Origin of the sequence: Granulicella sp. L60, assembly GCF_009765825.1 — a bacterium.
Taxonomy (GTDB): domain Bacteria; phylum Acidobacteriota; class Terriglobia; order Terriglobales; family Acidobacteriaceae; genus Edaphobacter.
The window spans coordinates 1,868,633-1,892,637 of record NZ_LMUR01000018.1; the positions used below are offsets into that span (position 1 = coordinate 1,868,633).

Below are 24,005 nucleotides of genomic sequence, written 5' to 3' on the forward strand. Positions count from 1 at the left end.
CCCCACCCCCCGCCAGCCAGGCCTCCGGAGACGCCCTCCCCGAGCAGCCGCGCAAGCCCCCCACCCTCTACACCCTGCCCACCGACAAAGTCCCCAACGCCGAACCCTCAAACGCCGACCCCCGGCAATAAAAGAAATACCGGCTGATCCAAAGATCCCGCAAGAGAGATCCCGCGAGCTCTAATCAAGTCGCAAAAACGTAAGCAAAAAAGGGCCAGCCGCAGTCTCCCGCAGGCCAGCCCTTCCAAATAAATAAAACCTTCGCGTATCTTCGCGATCCAGCTAACTCCGCGCCGCCATCAGCGGCAGGGAACTAAGCAGCCTTCTTCGTCGCGACAGCCTTCACACGCGCATTCAGCCGGCTCTTGTAGCGGCTCGCGGTATTCTTGTGCAGAACGCCCTTCTGAACGCTCTTGTCCAGCAGAGACGCGGTCGCGCGGTACTGTGTGGTTGCTACGCTGTGGTCGCCCTTGGCGATCGCCTCGCGCAGCAGACGCAGCGTGCCGCGCAGCTTGCTCTTGTTGGCGCGGTTCACCGCGGTCTTCGTTACGGTCTGACGTGTGCGCTTCAACGACGAAACATGATTTGCCATAAACTCTCTTCTCTCAACCCGTACGCTTGTAGGGGAAAATGGGATGCAGATCCAAGGCCAGTGCGACTCTCGATCTTAGTCACAACCTTGAGCGACAGACATCTGCCCTGCCGCACTCCTGCAATATCTAAGTCTACGGAAACCTCGCCCTCCGGTCAACCATTGTCTCGCCCAAATCATCCCATCTTCCATCCTTATGGATCGACCCGGTCCCATCCCGATTCACCCCCACCCATCTATTCATCATTTGCCGCTTGACGTCATCTTCCCCACGTTCTACTCTTTGCCCATCGACGACACTGTTTTGGCATCTCTCGCCAACCCGGTCGCAGTCACAAAGCGCAGCCAACGCGCTACACGTCATTGCCTGTCCACCCCCCTGCCAACTCCCAAGTCAACCTGTCGTAATCCCAACCCAGCTTCGCCTGACGGAGGTCAGCTCACGAATTGATCAAAAAATCCCTGGAAATCACCCCTGGCATTGAGCCCCTGTACGGGACCCACGACGAAAACCTCCGCCTCCTCGAGGACAAACTCAACGTCACGATCGATCTCCGCTCCGACGCCATCCACGTCACCGGCGACACCGCCAGCGTGGCCCGTGTCGAACAAATCTTCACCGACTTCGACGCTCTCCGCAAATGCGGCGTCAACCTCCACAACGGCGAACTCAACGGTATGCTCAAGCTCGTCGTCGCCGACCCCGCCACCACCCTCAAATCACTCGTCGACACCGGCAAACAGCGCTCCGCTGGCGTCAAACGCATGGTCCAGCCCCGCTCCCCCAACCAGCGCAAGTACGTCGAAGCCATCGAACAGTCCGACATGACCTTCGGCCTCGGGCCCGCCGGCACCGGTAAAACCTACCTCGCCGTCGCCATGGCCGTCGCCGCCCTCGTCTCCAAAAAAGTCTCTCGCATCATCCTCGTCCGTCCCGCAGTCGAAGCCGGCGAACGCCTCGGCTTCCTCCCCGGCTCGCTTCAGGAAAAAGTCGATCCCTACCTCCGTCCCCTCTACGACGCCCTCTACGATCTCCTCGACCCCATGAAGGTCGATAAGCTCCTCGAGTCCAACGTCATCGAGGTCGCCCCCCTCGCCTTCATGCGTGGCCGCACCCTCTCCGACGCCTTCATCATCATGGACGAAGCCCAGAACACCACCATGGAACAGATGAAGATGTTCGTCACCCGTCTCGGCAACAACTCCAAGGCCGTCATCACCGGCGACCTCACCCAGACAGATCTCCCCAACCCCAAGAAGTCCGGCCTCCTCGAAGCCCTCCACGTCCTCGACGGCGTAGAAGGCATCAAGTTCTGCCACTTCGAAGACGTAGACGTCGTACGCCATCACCTCGTCCAGCGCATCGTCCGAGCCTACGACAGCTACGGCAAGGCCCAGCAGCAGCTTCCGCTTCCCATCGGCGACGTAGCCCTCCCCGACCCTAATCTCGCCTCCGCGGCCAAACCCATCTCGAAACCTCAATAAATTCAATCCATCTGCGATAAAATCACCAACAGGGGGCAAATCCAGCCCCCTGTTGTTATTTAGCACCCGCTCTCTACGATGATCACCATCGAACCTCCGAGTACTATCCCCATCCCCGCGCTCTCCGCGTCCGGCCTCACGCGCTTCCTCAACCGTGCCCGCCAGGCCGTCGATCTCCCCGGCGAAGTCGAAGTCCTCCTCACCGGCGACGCCGAGCTCAAGCGTCTCAACCGCTCCTTCCGCAACAAGAACAAAGCCACCGACGTCCTCAGCTTCCCTGCGCCTCCGCCCTTCAAAGGCCAGCCCGGACCCCACCACGCCGGCGACCTTGCCATCTCCCTCGAAACCGCCGCCCGCCAGGCCGCCTCCTACGGCCACACCCTGCGCGACGAGGTCCGCATCCTCCTCCTCCACGGCCTCCTCCACCTCTCCGGCCTCGACCACGAGACCGACAACGGCCAGATGGCCGCCCGCGAAGCCACCCTCCGCCGCGAGCTCCGCCTCCCCAACACCCTCATTGAAAGAACCCAAACACCAAGCATCAAAGCCCCCGCAAGACCCAAAACCAAGAAGCCAGCAACCAAAAGAGCAATCAAGAAGCCCGCAACCAAAAAAGCACCCAAGAAAATAACCAAGCCAGTAATCAAGAAAACGAGGCGGACCAAATGATCCCCGCCTACGCCTACACCATCGCTCTCGTCGTCCTCCTTGCCATCCTCGCCCTGGCCGCCTACGTCGACCGCATCTACTCCGAGATGGGTAAGTTCCTCGCCCGCGGGTATCAGGACAACATCGACTCCTGGGAAGAAGTCGTGGAACCCCGCCTCCGCCTCGGCCGCGAGTCCATCGCTCTCTCCGCCTCCGTCCTCCGCCAGCTCTCGCTCGCCGCCCTCGCCCTGCTCTCCGGCCTCCGCCTCTACGCCCATACCACCCTCGTCCCCTCGCTCGCCCGCACCCCCACCACCCTCGAAGTCGTCCGCGCCGTCTGCGAACTCATCCTCCTCATCCTCATCTTCGACCGCCTCCTCCCCCAGATCCTCTTCACCCGCACCGGTGGCCTCTGGATCAACCACATCCGCCCCATCCTGCAGGCGCTCTTCTATCTCATCCTTCCCGTCACTCTCCTCCTCGGCCTGCTCCTCTCCATCGCCGCCCTCGCCGAACCGGAAGACGACACCGAAGAAGACCACCCCTCCGAGGCGATGGACGCACTCCTCGAAGCCGGCGAAGAAGAGGGCATCCTCGAAGAGTCCGACCGCGAACTCGTCCGCTCCGTCGTCGAGTTCGGCGACAAGATCGTCCTCGAAGTCATGACCCCGCGCCCCGAGATCTTCGCCGTCCCCGGCACCCTCCCCCTCCAGCAGTTCACCGCCGAGGTCAACGAACACGCCTTCTCCCGCGTCCCCGTCCACTCCGGTTCGCTCGACCACATCACCGGCATCGCCTTCGCCCGCGACCTCCTCCGCATCGACGACACCGAGGCCACCTCCCTCACCGTCGCCAACATCCAGCGCCCCGCCGCCTTCGTCCCCGAGACCAAAAAAGTAGCCGAACTCCTCCGCGAGATGCAGCGCGAAAAGCAGCACATGCGCATCGTCATCGACGAGTACGGCTCCGTCGCCGGTCTCGTCACCATCGAAGACCTCCTCGAAGCCATCGTAGGCAACATCGCCGACGAGCACGACGAACCCGAGGCCGACGACACCCCCATCCGCGAGCCCGACGGCGCCTACGTCGTCACCGGCTCCTTCGAGCTCTCACGCCTCCGCGACCTCTTCGCCGACCAGTTCGAATCCCCCAACCGCAACAGCCGCCCCGCCGAAGACGGCGAACCCCACGACCCCGAAGATTCAACTCCCGACCAACCCGAATCAAACCTCACCCGCACCTTCAAAGAAGATCAGGAATCCCGAGACAGCCGCGAATCTCGCGACACCCGCGAATCCCGAGAGCCTCGCGACACCCGCGACGACCCCACCGCCCTCCGCCTCCCCGAGCACTACGAATCCACCACCCTCGGCGGCCTCGTCTCCGAGATCACCGGCCACATCCCCCTCCCCGGCGAAGTCGTCGAAGAAGACGGCCTCCGCCTCGAAGTCCTCGCCAGCACCGACCGCCGCATCGACCGCATCCGCGTCAGCCTCATGTCCCCACCCAGCTACGAAGCCGCGAAGTAGCGCCAGATTCCACGCCACCGCCCACATAGTATCTAGCCCGTATCGACATCTAGCCTGAACATAAGTGATGGATCGATATTGAAAGTATCAGCCTGAGCATCTTTGATGGATTGATAGAAGGCGTCATCCTGAGCGGAGTCTCTCGCAGTTTCATCGCGAGAGGCGCAGTCGAAGGACCTGCCACTGGCTCAACGTGCCAATGCTCTCTCCTCATCTCGCACCACATCCGGGACAGCCCCGCATCGTTCCATAGGTCGATACCACCTGGATGTGGATTTAGATGTGGACCCCCAAGGCCTTTGCTTCTGAGGTAACCCAAGGCTTTAGCCTTGGGCCTCCCAGCCCTCACCGAAAAGGGGCTTTAGCCCCTGGGGCATGCCTTCATTTATATCTGTCCCTACCGAAGAACTGCCCACCCAAAATAAATCTCAAAAACCTGGCGTACTCTTCACCACCCCAAAAGCGTCCAGCGAAACACCATCAACTCACCACAAACTCACCACCAAAACACCACACCGTACCACCCGCTTTTCACCAAAACCCCAACAAAACACCACAACCAACCCACCCAAAAAAACCGCTAACAACTCCGCCTGTACTCGCCCGACTTCCCCCCGCTCTTACGCAGAAGAACCACCTCGCGAATCCGAATCCCCTTATCCAGCGCCTTAGTCATGTCATACACCGTAAGCGCCGCCACCGTAGCCGCCACCATCGCCTCCATCTCCACCCCAGTCCCCGCAACCGTCGCCGCCGTAGCCTCGATCGCCACGCCACCCTCCACCACCTGCGCCTTGATGTCCACAAAACTCAACGCCAATTGATGACACATCGGGATCAGATCCGACGTCTTCTTCGCCGCCTGAATCCCCGCGAACCGTGCCACTTCCAGCGGATTTCCCTTCGGATTCTGCGGAAGCGCAGCCAGCACCTCATCCGACAGCTCCACAAACGCCGCCGCCACCGCCTCCCGCCGCGTCGCCTCCTTGGCCCCCACATCGACCATGTGCGCCTCGCCCGCATGGTTGTAGTGCGAGAGATGAAGCGGAATCGTCCGCAAAGGCGGAAACCCAGCCTCCTTGCCCAAGGGCTCAGGAGCGTCATCCATCAACTGTTCGGAGGTATAGTCCACGTCGTCCATCACACCAGCCTACCGCAACATCCCCGGCCTTAGCGATACAGCCTAACGCAGCAGCCTAAGCCTAGCGCAGCAGCACCGTAACAATCTCCCCCACCCCAAACCGTTCTTTCTCCGGAGGTAGCACCGCATAGCAGTTCGCTCTCGCATTCGCCGTCAGATCACCCGACCCATGCCACCCCACCAGCCTCACCTCCGGCCGCACCCTATCCGGCGTCAGCCGCGCCGGCAAAACCCGCATCAATCCAGCCTTTCCCTCCACCTCCTCCGCCAAGGTCGCCTGCACAAAACGCGGACCCTGCACCCCGGCCCCGCCCATCGCCCGCAGCAGCGGTTCCACAAAACAATGAAACGTCACCTGCGCCGAGATCGGATTCCCCGGCAGCCCAAAGAACAAGCACTCCCGCCCCACCCCGTCGCTATCTTCGAACTTCGGTAGCCTGCCAAAGACCACCGGCTTTCCCGGCTGCATCTTCACCCCAGTAAAGAAAAACTCAGCGCCAAACTCCGCAAGCACCTCCTCCACCAGGTCGTACTTGCCCATCGAAACCCCACCCGAAAACAGCAGCAGATCAGCCCTCCGCCCAAGCGACACCCGATCCCGCAGCTCCTCCCTCACATCCCGCGCAATCGCCATCCGCTCCCCCACTCCACTCGCGGCATCCACCAGCGACTTCAGCGCATAGCTATTCGAGTTGCGAATCTGCTGCGCCCCAGGCACCTCGTCCAACTCCACCAACTCATCCCCCGTAGACACAATCGCCACCCTCGGCCTGCAAAACGCCGGCAGCTCTGCATAGCCGCAAGCCGCCGCCAGCGCGATCTCCGCTCCTCCAACCACCGTTCCCGCCGCCAACACAGCCTCGCTCGCCCTGGCCTCACTTCCACGCGGAACGACGTTCTCACCCCGCCGAATCGCCCGCCCATCCATCAGCCGAATCGCATCCCCATCCCGCTCCACATGCTCGACCATCACCACGGCGTCCGCACCCTCCGGCATCGGCGCCCCCGTCATAATCTCCACCGCCGCCCCCTGCTCCAGCGCCCCTCCATTCCACCGCTCTCCCGCCCGTACCAACCCCACCACACGCAGCGCTGTCCCCGTCGAATCCACCGCCCGCACCGCAAATCCGTCCCGCGTCGAACGATCAAACGGAGGCTGATCCCGATCCGCCTTCACCTCCTCCGCCAACACCCGCCCAAAGCACTCCAGCAAATCCTTCGTCTCACAAGCAGGCTTCCTTGCCTCTATCGCAAACTCTGCGGCATAACCCAGCACAATCTGAAGCGCCTCATCGAACCCAACCACATTCGCTACAGTCATCCTCATCACCCTTCACAAACAGAAAAGCCCCGAGCACTCTGCCCGGGGCCGTCTGACTTCATCCAGCGTCTATTTCTTTCCTGCCTTATAGCTCGACTTCACCGGCGCGCCGATACCCTCGAGGATTCCCTTGACGTCGGCAGCGTGCGGGCCATCCGGCGCAAGTTCAAGGTACTGCTGATAAGCCTCGACGCATCCCGGAGGAGCCACAATCTTCTGTGTCTTCGGGTCCACCGTCGCCTGCGGAATCAGAGCCTGCCCCTTGATGTAGTACGCATCGGACTTCTTCGGATCGGCAGCGATCGCCTTGTCCGCCGCTGCGCCCGCCTCAACCAGCTTGCCTGCGTTATACAGTGTGGCCGCTTCGTTGAAGTAGTACATCCCGGCGTTGGTCGGCACCGTCTTGGCCGCATTCTCATACGCATCGGCCGCATCCTTGACGTTGCCGCTCTTGGCCTCCGCACTGCCGAGCTGGTTATAAGCCGCCGCAGTAACCTCCGGGTTCGGCTTCTTCGACGCAGAGTTCAGATCGATGCCCTTCTTATACGAGGTAATCGCATCGTTGTACTTCTGCACAATCGCCGGATCGCTCGGCGATGTTCCAGCCGTCTTCGCAGCCTTTGCTGCAGCGTCCGCCCCGCCAAGCTGCGCGTCGCCCAGCGTCACCCACAAGATGCTCTCGTCTGGCTTCGTGGTAGTCGCCTGCTGCATCGTGGAGATCGCCGAGTCGAAGTTGCCGGCCTTGATGTCCGCCCTCGCCTGCGTCAGCTGGCCATTCAGATTCTGAATCTTGGAGTTGGCCGCCGCCACATCGGCGTTCTTCTTCTTGTACTCTTCAAGCTGCTTCCGTTCTTCCGGAGTCATCTTGTCGAGATACTCCTTGCGAGACATATCGAAGTTCACAGCCTTGTCGTCGCCCGTTGCCAGGACCACGCTATCGACGAAGTCCAGGCTCTTGTCATCCTGGAAGACGATTGCGACGTAGTTGCCCGGCGCAATTCCCGCGCCCTTATAGTCGCCGTTCTGGTCGATCTGAAATACAAACGGATACTTGCGATCCTTCGCCTCCGAAGAGCGATCCGTCGTCAGTCTGACCTCGCCCTTGGTGAGCGGCTGTCCGATCGCATTGCTCACATGGCCGTGAATGCTCGCCGTTCCCTGCGCCATCAAGCGTGCGGGTTGGGCCATCGCCAGGACGACCAGCAAAGCCACTGCCAGAGTGCTGCTTACCTTCAATCCAATTCGTTTCATGCTGTTCTTCTCTCCTGGCCCATCCATGCGGGCATATCTCTTTGCTGCAAACAACTCACTCAAGCACTGCCTGCTCAAATTTCGATGCTTAAAATCAACCTCGCGCGATCGCATACGGTATAGGATCGACCGCACCGGCCTCCCGAAACGCGCGCAACCGCAGAACGCAGCTCTCGCATACGCCGCACGCCTCAGTCTCACCGGAATAGCAAGACCAACTTACATGGAACGGAGCGCCCAATTCAACTCCCAGCCCCACGATCTCGCTCTTGCGCATCCGGATCAGTGGCGTTTCGATGCGGATATCGCCCTCTTTCGTGCCCATCCGGATAAGCTGATTGAACGCCTCATAGTACGCTGGCCGACAGTCCGGGTAACCCGAGCTGTCCTGCTCCACCGCCCCGATAAACACCGTCTTCGCGCCCAGCACCTCCGCCCAACTCACCGCTGCGGAGAGAAAATGCGCGTTGCGAAAGGGAACATACGTCACCGGAACTTCGCTCCCAATCGCTTCATCATTCGCCGGAGCGTCCGGCACGTCGATCGTGTGATCCGTCAACGCCGAGCCTCCGATCTTCCGAAAGAGGTCGATCTTCAGGTGCATCAGCTCCCGCGCTCCAACGATATCCGCAACCGCCTGCGCTGACCGCAACTCCCGAGCCTCGGTGCGCTGGCCGTAGCTGAAATGAATCGCATACACATCGTAGTCCCGCGCCGCCAGGGCCGCGCAGACGCACGAGTCCATCCCGCCCGAAAGGCTCACCACCGCGCGCGGACGTACGGGCTCAACGCTCATCGTCCACCATTCCCAACTCGTCTCGTTCCTCTTCGGTCAGCGCGTCTCCCTCGTCGCCCAGCAACTGACGCGCAGCCTCTTCGTCCTGCTTATGAACCAGCAGCCGCGCACGAAACGCCAGTGCCAGCAGGCTATTCGCGTTCTCTCCCTGCAAAAAGCACTCAATGCCCGCAGACTCGAGCATCCCCTTCGCCATCTGCGCGTTCACCGGCTCGAGAAACTTTCCCACGGTTACAAACTTATCCGGATCCATCACAACATCTGTCATCGCCGCTCGCTCACTCGTCCTACTTCGTCTCGAACGACTGCAGGTGGAACGTAATCGTCCCCCAGAACAGCCGAGCCTGAATCTGCACCGGCATATGCCGCGCATCATCCGTATACCAAACCCAGATATGTCCGCGGTTCTTCACAATTCCTTCATCCGCGGTCGGCTCCACCTTGATCGTCTGGAAGGTTCCCGCAGGCGTTTTGATCTCTTCCTTTGCCTCGACCTTCATCGCAACCGTCACCGTGCGCATCGAGTCCGCAAGAGGGAACCGGACGCTCTGTCCCACCGCCATCGGCTGCGACGCCGCATAGAAGATCGCCGAGAGCGAATCCGTCACGCAGGCCGGAATCGAAGCCGTCAGATCCTTCGAAGTCCCCTTCACCAGGTTCTTCTCCGTCTGCCTCTGCTTGCCCTGCGCATAGTCAAAGTTCAGCTCGCTCGAGACCTTGCGCCGGCCCTCCTGCAACTGCTTGCTGAAGCCCGTCGAGCAGCCTGTCTTCATATCAAACCCAGACTGAAAGCGATCGACCACCGGAAAGAGCATCGTCACCGCGCCGATCGTATCGGCCGTAGCCGTAATCTTCTGCACCGTTCCCTGCTGCTCCAGTTGAAACACCGCGGTTCCGGCCGTGAACACACGCCAGTCCACCGTAAACGTCAGCGTCTGCTTCGCCGGAAACACGTAACCCGGTGGAGGTGGCTGCAGCGTCGGAATCACCACCGGCTGCGGCGCAGGCTTCGGCCCCAGTCCAAGTATCTGCGCTCTCGCGGCCAGCGAGCCGGAAGAACTCAGAAGCAAAATCATCAACCCCGGGAAAAATCGTTCCAGCTTCAGCAAAGGCAGCACTCGCAGCGGTTTGAAGTTTTGGTGGGCCGTTCGCACCAGCCCCACGCCTTCAGCGCAGACTCCCCATCACCGCGTGGTGATGCAGAAGAAGCCGGACCGCCAGCGCCACATAAATCGCGCCAGCACCCATGAGAGCATTGTACTCGCGGTGATGCCTCCACTGCTCCGCCGAGAACCTTCCGCCGCTCGCGTTCTCATGTGCGGGAAACTCCGCAGGCGTCAGTCGTGGCAGCAGCCGTGGAACCTTCGCGGCATACGCATCGAAGTCCGGGAAGTGCTCGCGCAGGTATGTCTCTTCGCTTCGGATCGTAGGCAGATAGATCACCGCAAAGAGCGCCGTCAGCGCAATCAGGATCACCCAACTCGCCGCCGCCGCCGCAAATCCGAACGCAATCAGCATCGATCCCAGATATAGCGGATTCCGCGTATACGCATACGGCCCCGTACGCGTCAGCTCGCGATTCTTCCGAACGTATCCAGCCGCATAGGCCCGCAGCCACACCCCCGGAACCACCAGCAGCAGGCTCATCAGCATCGTGCGCCACGTCGGCTGCGCCAGCCAAAGAAAGACCGCGGCAAACACAAACCCCAGCGGCACGCGGATACGCCTCGCGATCCTCTGCCACCTCGTTCTCTCGCTCACGCCTTCACCGTATCCTGTCCGGCACGCAGCAGCGCGAACGCCGCCTCCGTCACCTCTTCTACCCTAATCTGCATCAGCCCCTGCTCCGTCTCCGCCCGCCGCGAGTGATCTCTCCTGCTCGAACCGTGCCGCAGCACCCGCACCCTGTCTTCCCTCATCCCATAAGGCCCATTGCGCTCTGGATCCGTCGGCCCAAACAGCCCCACCACCGGCCTGCCTAACGCCGCCGCAAGATGCAGCGGTCCCGTATCTCCCGCAATCACCACACGCGCCCTTCGCGTCAACGCAATCATCTGCCCGACAGAGCAGGGAACCACCACCGCCGCTCCACCACTAGCCTCCACCACGCGCCGCGCCGCCTCATCCTCCGCCGAAGCTGCATTCACCAGCGTCCGAAACCCAGCCTGCCCCAGTTCCGCCGCCACCGCACCATATCGCTCCGCCGGCCATTGCTTCGCGCCCCATCCAGCCGTCGGCGCCATCAGCGCGAACCCATCCCCAGACTTCTCCACCAACTCATCGCACCATAGCTCCGCTGCCGCATCCACTGGCAGCATCACCTTCGCAGGCCGCAACACCTCGCCCACAGCCCCGCCCAGCAACTCGCAGCCCTGCTCCACCACATGCGCCGCCTCCACCTTCACCCGCAGTCCATAAAGCCACGCCGCCGCAGCCTCCCGAGGCTCCGCCAGCCCCGCAAAGACTCCCGCTCCCGCCATCCGTCCTATCACCGCCGACCGTATCGCCCCTTGCATATCCACGCAGACGTCATACTGCGCCCCTCGCAGATCCTTCCGCAGCCCGCGAATATCTACCATCGTCGACACCGCCAGCGGTCTCTTCTTCCACTCCCGCGTCGGCACCGAGATCCACCTGTCGATCAGAGGTCTTCTCTCATCGCGCTGGGAAAACCTCCACTCCGGATCATGAATCTCCGGCTGAGCCTCCAGCAGCTCGCTCCACCTCGGCTCAATCGCCCAGTCGATCTGCCACTCCGGATGCCGCTCCCGCAACGCCGTCACCGCAGGCATCGCGTGGAGCACGTCTCCCATCGCGCCAATCCGCACAATCAAAACGCGCAGAGGACGACCCTCCCGCTCTTCACCCGTGCTCTGTGACAACCTGGATTCCGTGGTCAAGCGTTCATTTTCTCACGCACGAAGACATGAAGACATGTCCTGCCGGACGAGCCGCTTACTCAGCGGGAGGTCACTTCGTGACGTGTATACCTTGCCGTGGTGCCACGCGCACTCTATTCCTCCCGATGGTCGGAATCTAAAGCCGACCAACGGGAGGACCAACCGAAGGAGTACACAAGTCACGAAGTGACCACCCTCCGTGCAGGAGGCCCGTCCGGTAGGACACGCTTATCACCGCCTCCGTCGATCCAGCCTGTCCACCATCGAAACCAGCTGCGCCAGCGCATCCTGCTCCTCCACCAACTCCACATGCAGCCGCGCCACCACCACCGGCCCTACCGTCGCCAGCTTGTCCCGCATCGGCGGCGTCAACTTCACCGCATCCTTCTCCGTCGTCACCCACCCGTTCGCACCCACCCGCCGAGCCTCGCGCAGCAGCCGCGCCACATCCTCATCTTTGTAAACATGATGGTCCGCAAACCTCACCACCGCCGCTGGCTCATACCCCTCAGCCGCCAGCATCCCGGTAAAGTTCGCTGGCCTCGCAATCCCGCAAAACGCCAGCGGCACCGTCGGCAGCGCCACCCCACCACCCTCCCCCAGGCTCAACGTCCTCCGCACCACCCATATCGCGGGCGGGCGAGTTCCTTCAAACAATCCCGCCACCACGCTCCGCAGCCCCTCCGCCTCGTCCTCCCGCACCACCACCACATGTGCCCTTGCCAGCTCCGACAGCGGCTCCCGCAGATTCCCCGCCGGCAGCAGCCTGTCCTCCACATCCTCCAACGTCAACAGCACAATATCGATATCGCGAGCCAGCCGCCTATGCTGAAACCCATCGTCCAGCAGATGCACCACCATCCTCTCGCTCGGCTCACCCTGCTCCGCCATCACTCCCGCGCGAAAGCGATCCGCCCCCACGTACACTGGCACGCCCGACCGCTGCGCCAACAGCACCGGTTCGTCTCCATGCCACCGCGCATCGTCAAACGGCTCCACCCTCGCCACCGCGCCCGAGCTCCGCTTATACCCCCGCGTCAAAATCCTCACTGCATACCCGCGCCGCCGCAGAATCTGCGCCAGCATCAGCACCACCGGAGTCTTTCCCGCACCCCCGGCCGACACGCTGCCCACGCTGATCACCGGGCTCTCCAGCCTGCTCTGCTTCAGCCATCCCCGCCGAAACATCTCACGCTTCGCCGCCAGCACCGCGCCATATAGCGGAGCCAGAGGAAGCAGCAACGGCCTGCGCACCTTCATCGCCCCGCCCCATGCAACAAACCCATAAGCTCCCGCACCGTCCGCTCCGTAGCCCCCGCCTGCGCCTCATACACCCCGCGCCCGCGCTCACCAACCGCCTTCGCCGCCTCACGATCCGTCAACAGCTCCACCAACGTCCTCGCCAAATCCTCCCCATCCTTCACGATCCGAATCCCACCCGCAGCCCTCATCCGTTCCACCACATCCCGAAAGTTTTCATACGAAGCACCCATCACCACCGGCACCCCAAACTGCGCAGGCTCCAGCGGATTATGCCCACCCTTCGCCACCAGGCTTCCACCCACAAACGCCACATCCGCCAACCCATACACCGCCGCCAGATCCCCAATCGTATCCAACAGAATATTCCCGCCCGGTTTTACAGGCTGAGCCGTTCCCGCAATCAACTCGGTTGCGCGCACCGTGCCGAACTCCTCGCTCATTGAGTAAACCAGATCGAAACGCTCTGGATGACGAGGAGCCAGCACAAGTACCGTGCCCGGCACAGTCCTTGCAACCTCACTGCATGCATGAATCAGTACCGACTCTTCAAACTCATTCTTCGTCCCGACCGTACTCCCCGCAACGATCACCCGCCGCTTGCCTACCGCCTCCCGAATCAACTCCGCCACCCGACTCTGCTTCGGCGCCCGCACGTCATACTTCAAATTCCCCACCGCCCGCACCCTCTCCACGCGAGCACCCATCTCCACCAGCCGCCGCGCATCCTCCTCACTCTGCGCCAGAAACAGCCCCACCCGCCGCAGCATCCGTCCCCACACCCCACGCACCCTCACGCCACGCGCAAACGACCGATCGCTCACCCTCGCATTCGCCACCGCCACCGGAATCCCCGCCCTCTCGCACTCCACCAGCATCCTCGGCCACAACTCGCTCTCCATCAGCACCAGCATCTTCGGCCGCAGCGCCTTCAGATAAGCCCTCACCGCCCAGCCCAGATCCAGCGGATAAAAAAACACCCGCTCCATCCCAAACCGCTCTTTAGCCAAAGCCTGCCCCGTCGCAGTCGTCGTCGAAACCACCACCACCCACCCATCCCCCAGCGCCGCCGACAACTCCGCCACTAACCGCGTAGCCGCCAGCACCTCACCCACGCTCACCGCATGAACCCACACCACCTGTTTCCCCGCCACCACCGCCCGCAACGCCGCCGGAACCACCCCCAGCCGCCCCCGCAGCCCCGCACGATATCGCCCGCTCGTCGCCATCCGCGCCAGCCAGTACGGAGAGCCCAGCACCAGCGCCGCCAGCAGGAGCCAGCTATACCCGATCATCACGTCGTCTGGACCTCGCTTTACCTTGTGCGCCAGCGAAGATGATAATCAACTTGGCCATGAAGTCCCACCCCTTCTCCGGAAATTCGTTTCTACTAGTAACGACAGTCTTTCTTCTCACGGCCTATGCACACGCCGCCGACAAAAAAGCGCCACCCGCAAAATCCGCCAACCAGTACACCGTCTTCGACGCCCATCCCAAAGAACAAGTCACCGTCGCCGCCGACCCCTGCGACGATCCCAAAGACTGCGACTTCTTCCGCCTCCCCTACATCGAACACGGCTTCATTCCCATCCGTGTCGTCTTCACCAACGACAGCGATGCCGCTCTCTCCCTCGACGACGCCCGCATCCAGTTCATCTCCGTCAACAACGACGTCATCCCCGCCGCCACCCTCGACGACATCCAGCGCCGCCTCTTCTCCACCAAATCCGCCGTCGGCAAAAAAATCCCACTCCCCATGCCTCTGCCGCCCATCACCTTGCACGGCAAGCCCATGGACAAGCGAGTCACCCAGGACGACGCAGACTTCGGCTTCAACAGCACCATCGTCAACCCCCACAGCACGCTCGCCGGATACCTCTTCTACGACGTCCGCGAACTCGACGACCCAGCCCTCAAAGGCGCCTCCCTCTACGTCAAGATGGTCCACACCCTTGACGGCAAAAAGCAACTCTTCTCCTTCACCATCCCCTTCGACAAATGGCTCGCCGCCCAACCTGCCGCCAAACCCGCTACCCCGTCAAAATAATCCCCTTTTGCTTGTCCCTTTGTTTGTCATCCCGTAGGGATCTGCTGTTGCCTTTGCCGTTGCGTGTCCCTCCGTCTGTCCTTAGCAGGGATCTACTGCTCCTAACCACATCGACTAATCTGTAACCACACCAAAACATGCAAACCGACCTCAACCTCCGCCCCGCCACCCCCTCCGACGTCCCCCAGATCCTCGCCTTCATCCGCGCCCTCGCCGCCTACGAGCGCGAGCCCGACGCAGTCCTCGCCACCGAGGCCGATCTCCTCCGCGACGGCTTCGGCGAAACCAAACGCTTCCACTGCATCATCGCCGACCTCACCATCGACACCCACACCACCCCCGCCGGCTTCGCCCTCTACTTCTACAACTACTCCACCTGGCGCGGCCACGCCGGAATCTATCTCGAAGACCTCTACGTCAGCCCTGAGCATCGCGGGAAGGGAATCGGCAAAGCCCTCCTCGTCCGCGTCGCCGCCCTCGCCGTCGCCGAAGGCTGCCCCCGCTACGAGTGGAGCGTCCTCGACTGGAACCAGCCCTCCATCGACTTCTACCACTCCCTCGGCGCCGTCATGAAGACCGAGTGGAAGGGTATGCAAGTCTCCGGCGAAGCCCTCACCGCCCTCGGCGCTCAATCAAAAGAAAAATAGGGTCTCGATCCGAAATTGATTTAAACGAAAAGAAGTTAAACGAAAAAAGCAGGAGCACCCTCGCCCCTGCCTCTCTTCGTAGAACACTCCAGCTATGCGTTGGACTGCATAAAGCGTTGCTTCCCCTTGCGCGCCAGCACCGCGATCAAACCAGGCAGGCCAGTACCCAGCAACAGCAGCGAACCCGGCTCCGGAACCGGAGACGTCTCAACCGAGACCGAAAGCGCCTGGCCTTCGTTATCCGGCTCCAGCTTCGTCGAACCGAAGGAATCGCTGATCTCGTAGTCCAGGCCGACACCGGGAACCACACCATTGCTCCACAGATCGGCCGTGAATCCACCGGCTATATCGAAAGCCAATCCATAGATGTCCAGCACGCCGCCCGAGAACGGATAGCCCGGAGGTCCACCCGGCGTGTCGGGAGGGCACACCAGCGGCGAGTTTCCATCCGCATAGAACAAGTTGTCATACGAGAACCCGGCCTCCGTAAACGCAGGCGCCGGAAACGGCGGCGGTCCCGAAGGAGCAACCGTAGGCTCTAGCCCCGTAATCGCGCCCGAGAAGTTCGCGCCAGCGTTCGCGTCCGAAAAGTAACCGCTGATGCCGGTGATCACCTCGGTGCCGGCAGTCCCTGTCGGCGCAACCGTGATCGTGCCCGACGCTGTAATACCATTGCCGTTCACATTGAAGACGTACGAGTCGGCCCGAGCCGTCTGCGTACCGGCAAGAGCTCCAGCCAACACAAGCAGGGCAGGAAGAATAACGTTTGAGCGTAACGCTGCGTGTATTGAAGACGCGCTCCCGGATGTCCATGCCGACGAAGACGTACCTTTGCTGAATGCAATTTTCATGATTGCCCTCTGAAGATAGAAGTTGTTAGGGGCCCAGGAGTCGTGAAGGAAGCCAGCCTACCATAGTCCGGCATGGCTGGGCGCGAAGCCATCGTGAAGATCTACCAATTCTTTCGTAACACGAGCGCGTGCAATCGCCAGGGTAGTAACTACCATCGCCTCAGGCAAACGATTCCATGAGAAAGCGTTGTCCGCAAAGTCAGTCTCGAAGTTGCCGAAAAGAGGCGCCTCCACAGATCATGTGAACTACTGTCCAACTCGCCATGGCGAAGTTGTTGTCCAGCTTTGCAGCTCTTTCTTGGCCCAGTCATTCGACTTTCCCGTATGGCAGCTCGTGCATGGGTTCGGCACATTCGAACTCTCCGTCAGGTTCGGCGTTATGAAGCGGAACGTATGCGCATGCACAAAATTGTCCTTGATCGTTGCTTCAATCTTCGGCATGTGACAGGCCACGCACTCGCTCCCGGCGCTTCCCTCTGCGTGATGCGTATGGGCACTCACCCCGCCTTTCAGGCCCGCCGGATTCTGCATCTCCGCCGCATGGCAGCTCAGGCACAGTGCACTTCCCGGCAGCTTCAGGCTCGCCACATTCGCGTTACTGTGAACGTCGTGACAATCAAAGCACCGCAGTTCGCGGTGATACATGTTGCTCTGTACAAAATCATTGCCCTGCATCCGGTTCTTATGCGCCGTAAGATCGGCATATTGGTAGAAGTTGGTCACGCCAGGCCTCAGGTCTTCCAGCTTCCATACATCAGCCAGCCGCTGCCCCGGCAGATACCCCACCGGCCAGTCATACACCTTGCCATCGATCGAAGCGGCTACCGGGCGGCCCTGGCTATGACACTGAATACAGGTATCGTTCCCGCGCACATAGTCCAACGTCTCGGGGTTCACGATGTTCTGCTTTGTTGGATGCGCGACATGCAAGCTTCCCGGTCCGTGACACTTCTCACAGCCCACATTCCACTCCGTGACGGTTTTGGTGGCAATGTCATAGTTGACCGAGTGGCAACCGTCGCACGTCGGCCCTGTCGGTCGATCAAAGTTGCTGGGGCCATAGAACGGCAACCACCAGTCCGTCCCATTCTCCGCGTGATACGGCAACCACCGACTCTTCGCAATGTCCCACTGTGCAGGCAGCGGAAAGTAGTCATCGCCGCGCCTCGTAAAGTACCGCTGTTTCCACAGGCTGCCGTAGACGAACGCAACCTCATCCAGTCCGAACGTTCGCGCCGGGTCTGCCTTTGTGAAGTCCCCGAGTACAGCCTCAGGATGCGTCTTCGGGTTGCGGACGACATTCGCCATCGGGGTGTCTTTCCATCCCTTGAACTCTCTCTCGTGGCAACGCTCGCAGCTCGCCGACCCGATAAACTTCGCCTTTGCTTGCTGTGCAAAGGTGCTGGGCGCCAATAGAACGAGAAGGGCCAAACCCGCGAACAACGGCCCAATGGAATATTTTCCCAAGCTCACCTCAAGACCTATTCCAGCAGGCTACAGCAGACGACTCATACAGTTGTCACGTAGCAGTAGGCAGGCTGATCGACAATAACCATTGCGCTCGAATCGCTATCCCGCGAAAGGTGTCTTCGGTGGCTCCGATCTGTGATGGAAACTTCGCCACATCATCGTCGTCGGACACATGCGCAGCCCCCGGAGCGCTTGACGCACCCCTTATAATGGAAGAAGGGGGCAAGACCACAAATCATCCGTTTCAGCCTGATACCTGGCAGATAAGTCCTATGAATAGAAGACTTTGCGCCTGTTATGTGTCTGAAAGCAATGATTTACAGATCAAGTCCAGGCCTAAGCTTTTTGTTTTGAATACTTTGACGCAAATCCCAGGGAAGGGGGAGGCATGACAACCAAACGCATCAAGATCATCGGCGGCGGACTCGCCGGTCCCGAAGCCGCCCTCCAGGCCGCAAAGCGAGGCTGCGAAGTCGACCTCTACGAGATGCGCCCCACGCGCTCCACCGAGGCCCACCAGACCTCCGACTTCGCCGAACTCGTCTGCTCCAACTCCCTCAAGTCCGAGTCCGAAAGCACCGCCCCCTGGCTTCTCAAGCAGGAGATGCGCCGCGCCGGCAGCATCCTCCTCGCCGAAGCCGATGCCACCGCCGTCCCCGCCGGCCACGCCCTCGCCGTCGACCGCGTCGAATTTTCCAAACGTGTCGCCGCTCGCATCGCCGCCGAGCCTCTCATCACCGTCCATCGCGAAGAAGTAACCTCCCTCGACGAGTCCAGCCCCAACACCCTCACCATCCTCGCCAGCGGCCCCCTCACCTCGCCCGCGCTCGCCGCCGAACTCCAGCGCCTCACCGGCTCCGACCACCTCGCCTTCTACGACTCCATCTCCCCCATCGTCGACGCCACCACCATCGACATGGACAAGGTCTACTTCGCCGCCCGCTACGACAAGGGCTCCGCCGACTACATCAACTGCCCCTTCACCAAAGAAGAGTACGAACGCTTCATCGAAGCCCTCACCGCCGCCGAAGCCGTCCCCGCCAAAGAATGGGAACAAATTCCCACCGCTTCACAAAACTCTGTCATCCTGAGCGCAGCCGGGCAGTCTTATCGCCCGGCGGAGTCGAAGGACCCCGAGGGAGCCAGTTCCACCCAGGCCTCGCCCACCTTTTCAACCAAAAATCCGCAAGTCCTCCAGTACTTCGAAGGCTGTCTCCCCATCGAAGAGACCGCCCGCCGCGGTCGCGACACCCTCCGCTTCGGCCCCATGAAGCCCGTCGGCCTCACCGACCCCAAGACCGGCCGCTGGCCCTACGCCGCCGTCCAGCTCCGCCAGGAAAACCTCCGCGCCGACTCCTACAACCTCGTCGGCTTCCAGAATCACCTCAAGTACGGCGAACAGAATCGCGTCCTCAAACTCATCCCCGGCCTCGAAAACGCCACCTTCCTGCGCTACGGCCAGATCCACCGCAACACCTACATCCACGCTCCGTCTCTCCTCACCGAAACCCTTCAGCTCAAAGCCCATCCGCAGATCATGATCGCCGGCCAGCTCTCGGGCGTCGAAGGCTACACCGAATCCATCGCCTCCGGCATGCTCGCAGGCATCTACGCCGCCTCCATCGCCAACGGCAACACGCCTCCCACCGCTCCACGCGCCTCGGCCAACGGCTCCCTCACCCACTACATCACCCACGCCGAAACGAAAAAATTCACCCCAGCCAACATCACCTTCGACCTCCTTCCATCCCTCGAAGAAGATCTCCGCAAAAAGATTCGCGACAAAAAGGAACGCCACAAACTCCAGTGCGACCGCGCCCTCGCCGCCTGGAACGACTGGCTCAGCGCTACAATCTAACCACACCGCACCCTCAAAAACCTGATCCTGCAGCACTTCACCTTCTCTCAGCAAATTACATCGTATTACGATATAATCGCCTCATGGGAGTTCCGAGACACACAATCGAGCAGCAAAGAGTCCAAACGCTTGCTCAGTTCCGCTACGTCCTCCGTCAGTTCCTTCACTTCAGCGAAGGCCGCGCCACCGCAGCCGGTCTGCATCCCCAGCAGCATCAGCTACTGCTGCACATCGCCGGAGCGCCGGACGGCGTCGAGACGACCGTATCCTACGCCGCAGAGAGACTCGGCTTGCGCCACAACAGCGTCGTCGAGCTCTGCAACCGCTGCGAGAACGCAGGCATGATCCGCCGCACGCACGACGACGCCGACCGTCGCATCGTCATCCTCGAACTCACCACCGAAGGCCAGCGGCTCATCCACCTCCTCTCCCGAGATCACGAGCGCGAACTATCCGAGCTTGTCCCCACGCTCATCAAATCGCTCACGCAGATCCGGCGGCACAGCTTAGCCGTTGGCGGGAATCAGTCATGACTCAAATCTCAGTCTCAAAGAACGTCTCTCGATCGGTCTCGGAGGCCGTAGTCGTCGCGTTTATTGGAGCTATTGCCTTCACCGCCCACACTACCGGCATCGCGCTCCTTCTCTTCCCCGAACTCGCAGCCCTGTCGCACGACGTCATCACGCGCCCGCGAGGCAAGTGGGCCAGCCAGCCCCTGCGCCTCATCCTCACTCCAACGATCACCGCGGTCATCGGCCTCTACTTCACCCGCCATCTAAGCTACGGCGCACTCAGCGTGGCGTTCATCGTCGCGCTCAGCCTCATGGTCATCAAGCTGATGAAGTCCACCATCGCGCCCGCTATCTCCGCCGGCGCCCTGCCCATGGTTCTCAGCGAGCGCAGCTGGCTGTACCCACTCGCCATCTTCGGCGGCCTCACCCTACTCGTCCTCATCCTTCTGATGTGGAGGCAGTACGGCACTCGCGACGATCATCCCACCCTCAGCGAGACAGAACACTCCAATCTCGTCGATGCTCTCGAAGCTCTACCCCATGATCGCCTCTGGACCGTCACCCTCATGGCGTTTGTCCTCGGACTAGGCGTCGCCGCGCAGCTCACCCATCTCCGCTTCATCCTCTTCCCACCGCTCATCGTCATGGCCTACGAGCTCTTCGGACACCCCGAAGTCCCCGGCTGGATGAAGCGCCCCGCGCTCTTTCCCGCCGTCTGCCTTCTCACCGCCACTATCGGTCTCATCGCCGAGCGCACCATCCACCCCAGCTTCGTGGCAGCGATGGTGACTGTCCTCTGCTCGGTGGTCGTCCTCCACCTCTTCGACGTCCACATGCCGCCCGCACTCGCCGTCGGCCTTCTGCCCTTCGTCATGGACGCCCCCGACTACCGATTCGTCCTCTCCGTACTCCTCGGCACCGCCTCGCTCACCCTCTACTACCTCTGCTACAAACGCATCCGCCAGGCGAAACGAACAAACCGCTTCGAAGCCGTCAACCTCTAGCCTCTCTCCACAGAAAAACAGAAAATAGAGGAAGAATAAACACCACTCCCTGCGTCAGCTGGTGAACGCAGGGAGAAGTTAGCAGCAGAAAAAATTAGAAGCGAAAAATTTCGGATCTCCCGCCAACTGTACCTAAGTAGTCGTACTACTCATCTTCGTCCTAATTAATCCCACAATCGCCATCACAATGGCACCTCCAATACCGCCGCCTGCCACGTTGCCGATAATCGAGGACATATCCATCCCGCCAGCCGAGGCCGCCGACGTAGCTGCCGCCGCTGCGCCACCCGACATCAACATGCTCAAAAGCTGACCGCCGCCAGCGCCGCCGACCACACCTGCAATCGTATTGCCCACAGGCCCAAGGTCGAACTTCTTCAGCACTGCACCGGCAATATTTCCCCCAACTCCGCCAGCGATCAAGTCTGTAACGATGCCCATTGCATTCATGGAAATCTCCTCAGTTTAAATTCGGAAGTAGATCCCGGGCCCGGGAAGCCGCAATCCCAAACAGGCAGCCTGAAGATCAGGGCCACAGTCTGGAGACACCATTTACCCACCAATTCAAAGAAAATGCAATCTTTATCTGAATTCGCCAAAGCCGCATAGCGACAGCGCAGATCCCGCTTACCCCAATCTGGCGCGGGATCTACGCGCCTACGACTCCGTCTTCTTCTTATTCCGAGCCTTGATCTTGAACCAGATCGGACTCCCGATAAACCCGAAGTTCTCCCGTATCTGATTCCCCAGAAACCGTTCGAACGAGAAGTGCATCTTGATGTCCTTGTCCGTAAACAACACAAACGTCGGAGGAGCAACCGCAGCCTGCGTCATGTAGTAGATCCGCATGCGCCGGTTCATCGGCACGCTCGCCTTCTGGAAGTCCACCTTCTCCAGAAATTTATTCATCTGCCCGGTCGTCACGCGCTTCCGTCTCTCTCGCGCCACCAGCTCGACCTTCTTGAACACCGACTCGATATTCTTTCCATCCGCAGCCGAGATGAACAGCAGCGGCGCATACTCCAGATACTTCAGCTTGTCGCGAACATCCTGCTCATAGAGCTTCTGGTCCGCCGGCGGTTTGCCATCGAACAGCCGCATCCCATCCTTGCCCGTCCGCGTCATCAGGTCCCACTTGTTCACCACGATGATCACGCTTCGTCCGCTCTCATGGGCATATCCGCCGATGTTCGCATCCAGCGCAGCCACACCCTCGCCCGCATCGATGATCAGCAGCGAAACATCCGCCGCCTCCAGATGCTTCCTCGCCATAATCACCGACAGCTTCTCCGCCATCAGCTTCGTCTTGCCCTTCCGCCGAATCCCCGCCGTATCGACGAACCGGAAGTTATGCCCACCTCGCTCGACGACCTCATCCACCGCATCGCGCGTCGTTCCCGCAATCGGCGAAACAATCGCCCGCTCCTTGCCCGTCAGCGCATTCAGCAGCGTGCTCTTACCTACATTCGGTCGTCCGATGATCGCAACCTTCGTCTCTCTGCTCTCATACTCGCCATGCGAACGCAGCATGCGCGGACGCTTCGGCGCAACCACCTCCGCGCCTGACTCCTCTTCAACCAACTCAGCCCCAGCAGCAACCGAGTAGTCCGGCCCCGTCTCATCCTCCTCGGCCTCGTCAGTCTCGGTCAGCATCACCTCCGGCTCTTCGATAATCTCAGCCGGCGCCGGCAGCACCTCGAACACCGCATCCAGCAGATCGCCCATCCCCGACCCATGCTCCGCCGAGATCGGCAGCACATTCTTAAATCCCAACCGCCGAAAGTTCTCCGCCTGCACCTGCATCGCGTCGGTGTCCATCTTGTTCACCGCCAGAAACACCGGCTTGCCGCCACGCAACAACAGCCGCGCCAACTCCAGGTCTGGCGAAGCCAGCTCGGTCCTTCCGTCTACCACCATCACAATGGCATCCGCCTCTTCCAGCCCCACCTTCGCCTGCCGAAAGATCTCTGCCGGAATCAGCGCCTCGTCATCCGGCACCACGCCGCCGGTATCGACAATCCGCGCCTCGCGCCCCATCCACTCGATCTCGCCGTAGATGCGGTCGCGCGTAATCCCCGGCTCATCCCCAACGATCGACCGCCGCGATCCCGTCAGCCGATTGAACAGCGTGCTCTTGCCTACATTCGGACGTCCGCACACCGCAATCAGCGGCAGCTCGCGCGCATCCACACTCTCGGTCTCGGTCACCATCTGCGACGCCAGCAGCTCTACATCGCGCCAGTCTTCCTCGCGTCCGTCCATATTCGACGAGCGCGGCGTCTGCCGTCCCACAATCCCATCCGCTGGCCGCACCTGCTTCGGACGAACCGCCGCCGCAGGCTTCTTCGGCGCAGGCGCATCCAGACGAATCGCCCGCCGCTTCTCTTTATCCGGCGACTGCTTCGTCACCCGCGTGGCCTTATCCACCGCCGCCCGCTTGGTCGAAAGAATCTTTCGCTTCCTCGGATCGACAGCCCCGGTCGTAGGCGTAGCCTTCGGGGAGCGACCCTTCTTCGGCCGCGTGCTCGCCTGCCTGTGCTTCTTGCCTAACCGTTTCCTATCGTCTCGTTGCGCCATTATTCGTGCCTTCTCTCGACGCCACAGCGCCTCCATCCATTATAGGGACGCAGGTATACGCACAGATACAGGAACGCAGTCATACAAGCAGATATCAGGTAGAAGTACAGATATAG

General features: G+C 61.1%; 23 protein-coding genes. 8 read left to right on the plus strand and 15 right to left on the minus strand.

Features of this window, described 5'->3' with window-relative positions; translation table 11 throughout:
- Positions 1-313 precede the first annotated feature (313 nt).
- Entirely contained in the window at positions 314-592 is a 279-nt protein-coding gene (gene rpsT / locus GSQ82_RS18000; RefSeq protein ID WP_158793536.1) for a 30S ribosomal protein S20, read from the minus strand.
- A 447-nt stretch (positions 593-1,039) separates the two neighbouring features.
- Between rpsT and GSQ82_RS18005 the strand changes: the two genes are divergently transcribed.
- From GSQ82_RS18005 to GSQ82_RS18015, 3 genes are all read left to right on the plus strand, one after another.
- Entirely contained in the window at positions 1,040-2,077 is a 1,038-nt protein-coding gene (locus tag GSQ82_RS18005; protein ID WP_158793537.1) for a PhoH family protein, read from the plus strand.
- 78 nt (positions 2,078-2,155) lie between these two features.
- On the plus strand, positions 2,156-2,746 hold the full coding sequence (gene ybeY, locus GSQ82_RS18010) for an rRNA maturation RNase YbeY (protein WP_158793538.1): 591 nt from the start codon (positions 2,156-2,158) through the stop codon (positions 2,744-2,746).
- On the plus strand, positions 2,743-4,254 hold the full coding sequence (locus GSQ82_RS18015; RefSeq protein WP_158793539.1) for a hemolysin family protein: 1,512 nt from the start codon (positions 2,743-2,745) through the stop codon (positions 4,252-4,254). Before ybeY ends, GSQ82_RS18015 begins: the two co-directional genes overlap by 4 nt.
- A gap of 580 nt (positions 4,255-4,834) precedes the next feature.
- Here the strand turns inward: GSQ82_RS18015 and moaC are convergent.
- The 10 genes from moaC to GSQ82_RS18065 form a co-directional block, all read right to left on the minus strand.
- On the minus strand, positions 4,835-5,395 hold the full coding sequence (gene moaC / locus GSQ82_RS18020; protein WP_371417227.1) for a cyclic pyranopterin monophosphate synthase MoaC: 561 nt from the start codon (positions 5,393-5,395) through the stop codon (positions 4,835-4,837).
- 61 nt (positions 5,396-5,456) lie between these two features.
- The gene (gene glp / locus GSQ82_RS18025; RefSeq protein ID WP_254061727.1) at positions 5,457-6,716 is read right to left on the minus strand and encodes a gephyrin-like molybdotransferase Glp; all 1,260 of its coding nucleotides are present in this window, start codon (positions 6,714-6,716) and stop codon (positions 5,457-5,459) included.
- Positions 6,717-6,785: 69 nt separating this feature from the next.
- Positions 6,786-7,967 (minus strand): tetratricopeptide repeat protein, encoded by a 1,182-nt coding sequence (locus tag GSQ82_RS18030; RefSeq protein ID WP_158793541.1) that lies wholly within the window; start codon positions 7,965-7,967, stop codon positions 6,786-6,788.
- Between the two features lie 94 nt (positions 7,968-8,061).
- Complete coding sequence (queC, locus tag GSQ82_RS18035; RefSeq protein WP_158793542.1) at positions 8,062-8,763, minus strand: 7-cyano-7-deazaguanine synthase QueC; 702 nt, start codon at positions 8,761-8,763, stop codon at positions 8,062-8,064.
- Positions 8,753-9,031 carry a DUF2007 domain-containing protein gene (locus GSQ82_RS18040; protein ID WP_158793543.1) on the minus strand — a complete coding sequence of 93 codons (279 nt, stop codon included), beginning with the start codon at positions 9,029-9,031 and terminating at the stop codon, positions 8,753-8,755. Before GSQ82_RS18040 ends, queC begins: the two co-directional genes overlap by 11 nt.
- A 19-nt stretch (positions 9,032-9,050) precedes the next feature.
- Positions 9,051-9,839 (minus strand): DUF3108 domain-containing protein, encoded by a 789-nt coding sequence (locus GSQ82_RS18045; protein WP_158793779.1) that lies wholly within the window; start codon positions 9,837-9,839, stop codon positions 9,051-9,053.
- A 91-nt stretch (positions 9,840-9,930) separates the two neighbouring features.
- Positions 9,931-10,524 carry an isoprenylcysteine carboxylmethyltransferase family protein gene (locus tag GSQ82_RS18050; RefSeq protein WP_158793544.1) on the minus strand — a complete coding sequence of 198 codons (594 nt, stop codon included), beginning with the start codon at positions 10,522-10,524 and terminating at the stop codon, positions 9,931-9,933.
- Positions 10,521-11,645 carry a glycosyltransferase family 9 protein gene (locus GSQ82_RS18055; protein ID WP_254061728.1) on the minus strand — a complete coding sequence of 375 codons (1,125 nt, stop codon included), beginning with the start codon at positions 11,643-11,645 and terminating at the stop codon, positions 10,521-10,523. The genes GSQ82_RS18050 and GSQ82_RS18055 overlap by 4 nt, the downstream gene beginning before the upstream one ends.
- Positions 11,646-11,894: 249 nt before the next feature.
- Positions 11,895-12,923, minus strand: coding sequence for a tetraacyldisaccharide 4'-kinase (gene lpxK, locus GSQ82_RS18060; RefSeq protein WP_158793545.1), 1,029 nt, complete (start codon positions 12,921-12,923; stop codon positions 11,895-11,897).
- Complete coding sequence (locus GSQ82_RS18065; RefSeq protein ID WP_158793781.1) at positions 12,920-14,218, minus strand: 3-deoxy-D-manno-octulosonic acid transferase; 1,299 nt, start codon at positions 14,216-14,218, stop codon at positions 12,920-12,922. Before GSQ82_RS18065 ends, lpxK begins: the two co-directional genes overlap by 4 nt.
- Before the next feature lie 59 nt (positions 14,219-14,277).
- Between GSQ82_RS18065 and GSQ82_RS18070 the strand changes: the two genes are divergently transcribed.
- Together GSQ82_RS18070 and GSQ82_RS18075 are read left to right on the plus strand one after the other, a co-directional pair.
- Positions 14,278-14,970 carry a hypothetical protein gene (locus tag GSQ82_RS18070; RefSeq protein ID WP_254061729.1) on the plus strand — a complete coding sequence of 231 codons (693 nt, stop codon included), beginning with the start codon at positions 14,278-14,280 and terminating at the stop codon, positions 14,968-14,970.
- A 137-nt stretch (positions 14,971-15,107) separates the two neighbouring features.
- Complete coding sequence (locus GSQ82_RS18075; protein ID WP_158793547.1) at positions 15,108-15,617, plus strand: GNAT family N-acetyltransferase; 510 nt, start codon at positions 15,108-15,110, stop codon at positions 15,615-15,617.
- A gap of 92 nt (positions 15,618-15,709) precedes the next feature.
- On the opposite strand, the gene GSQ82_RS18080 is transcribed toward GSQ82_RS18075, so the two are convergent.
- A complete protein-coding gene (locus GSQ82_RS18080; RefSeq protein ID WP_158793548.1) occupies positions 15,710-16,468 on the minus strand; it encodes a PEP-CTERM sorting domain-containing protein in 759 nt (252 codons plus the stop codon).
- Between the two features lie 246 nt (positions 16,469-16,714).
- Positions 16,715-17,935 (minus strand): cytochrome c3 family protein, encoded by a 1,221-nt coding sequence (locus GSQ82_RS18085; protein ID WP_254061730.1) that lies wholly within the window; start codon positions 17,933-17,935, stop codon positions 16,715-16,717.
- Between the two features lie 391 nt (positions 17,936-18,326).
- Here GSQ82_RS18085 and trmFO point away from each other — a divergent pair, with 391 nt between their 5' ends.
- The 3 genes from trmFO to GSQ82_RS18105 all read left to right on the plus strand — a co-directional run bounded on the left by trmFO (position 18,327) and on the right by GSQ82_RS18105 (position 21,312).
- The gene (trmFO, locus tag GSQ82_RS25170; RefSeq protein ID WP_254061731.1) at positions 18,327-19,796 is read left to right on the plus strand and encodes a methylenetetrahydrofolate--tRNA-(uracil(54)-C(5))-methyltransferase (FADH(2)-oxidizing) TrmFO; all 1,470 of its coding nucleotides are present in this window, start codon (positions 18,327-18,329) and stop codon (positions 19,794-19,796) included.
- Positions 19,797-19,879: 83 nt separating this feature from the next.
- Positions 19,880-20,329 (plus strand): MarR family winged helix-turn-helix transcriptional regulator, encoded by a 450-nt coding sequence (locus GSQ82_RS18100; RefSeq protein ID WP_158793549.1) that lies wholly within the window; start codon positions 19,880-19,882, stop codon positions 20,327-20,329.
- Entirely contained in the window at positions 20,326-21,312 is a 987-nt protein-coding gene (locus GSQ82_RS18105; protein WP_158793550.1) for an HPP family protein, read from the plus strand. Before GSQ82_RS18100 ends, GSQ82_RS18105 begins: the two co-directional genes overlap by 4 nt.
- A gap of 132 nt (positions 21,313-21,444) precedes the next feature.
- On the opposite strand, the gene GSQ82_RS18110 is transcribed toward GSQ82_RS18105, so the two are convergent.
- Both GSQ82_RS18110 and der read right to left on the minus strand, forming a co-directional pair.
- The gene (locus GSQ82_RS18110; protein ID WP_158793551.1) at positions 21,445-21,762 is read right to left on the minus strand and encodes a hypothetical protein; all 318 of its coding nucleotides are present in this window, start codon (positions 21,760-21,762) and stop codon (positions 21,445-21,447) included.
- 207 nt (positions 21,763-21,969) lie between these two features.
- A complete protein-coding gene (gene der / locus GSQ82_RS18115) occupies positions 21,970-23,889 on the minus strand; it encodes a ribosome biogenesis GTPase Der (protein WP_158793552.1) in 1,920 nt (639 codons plus the stop codon).
- Between the last annotated feature and the right edge of the window lie 116 nt (positions 23,890-24,005).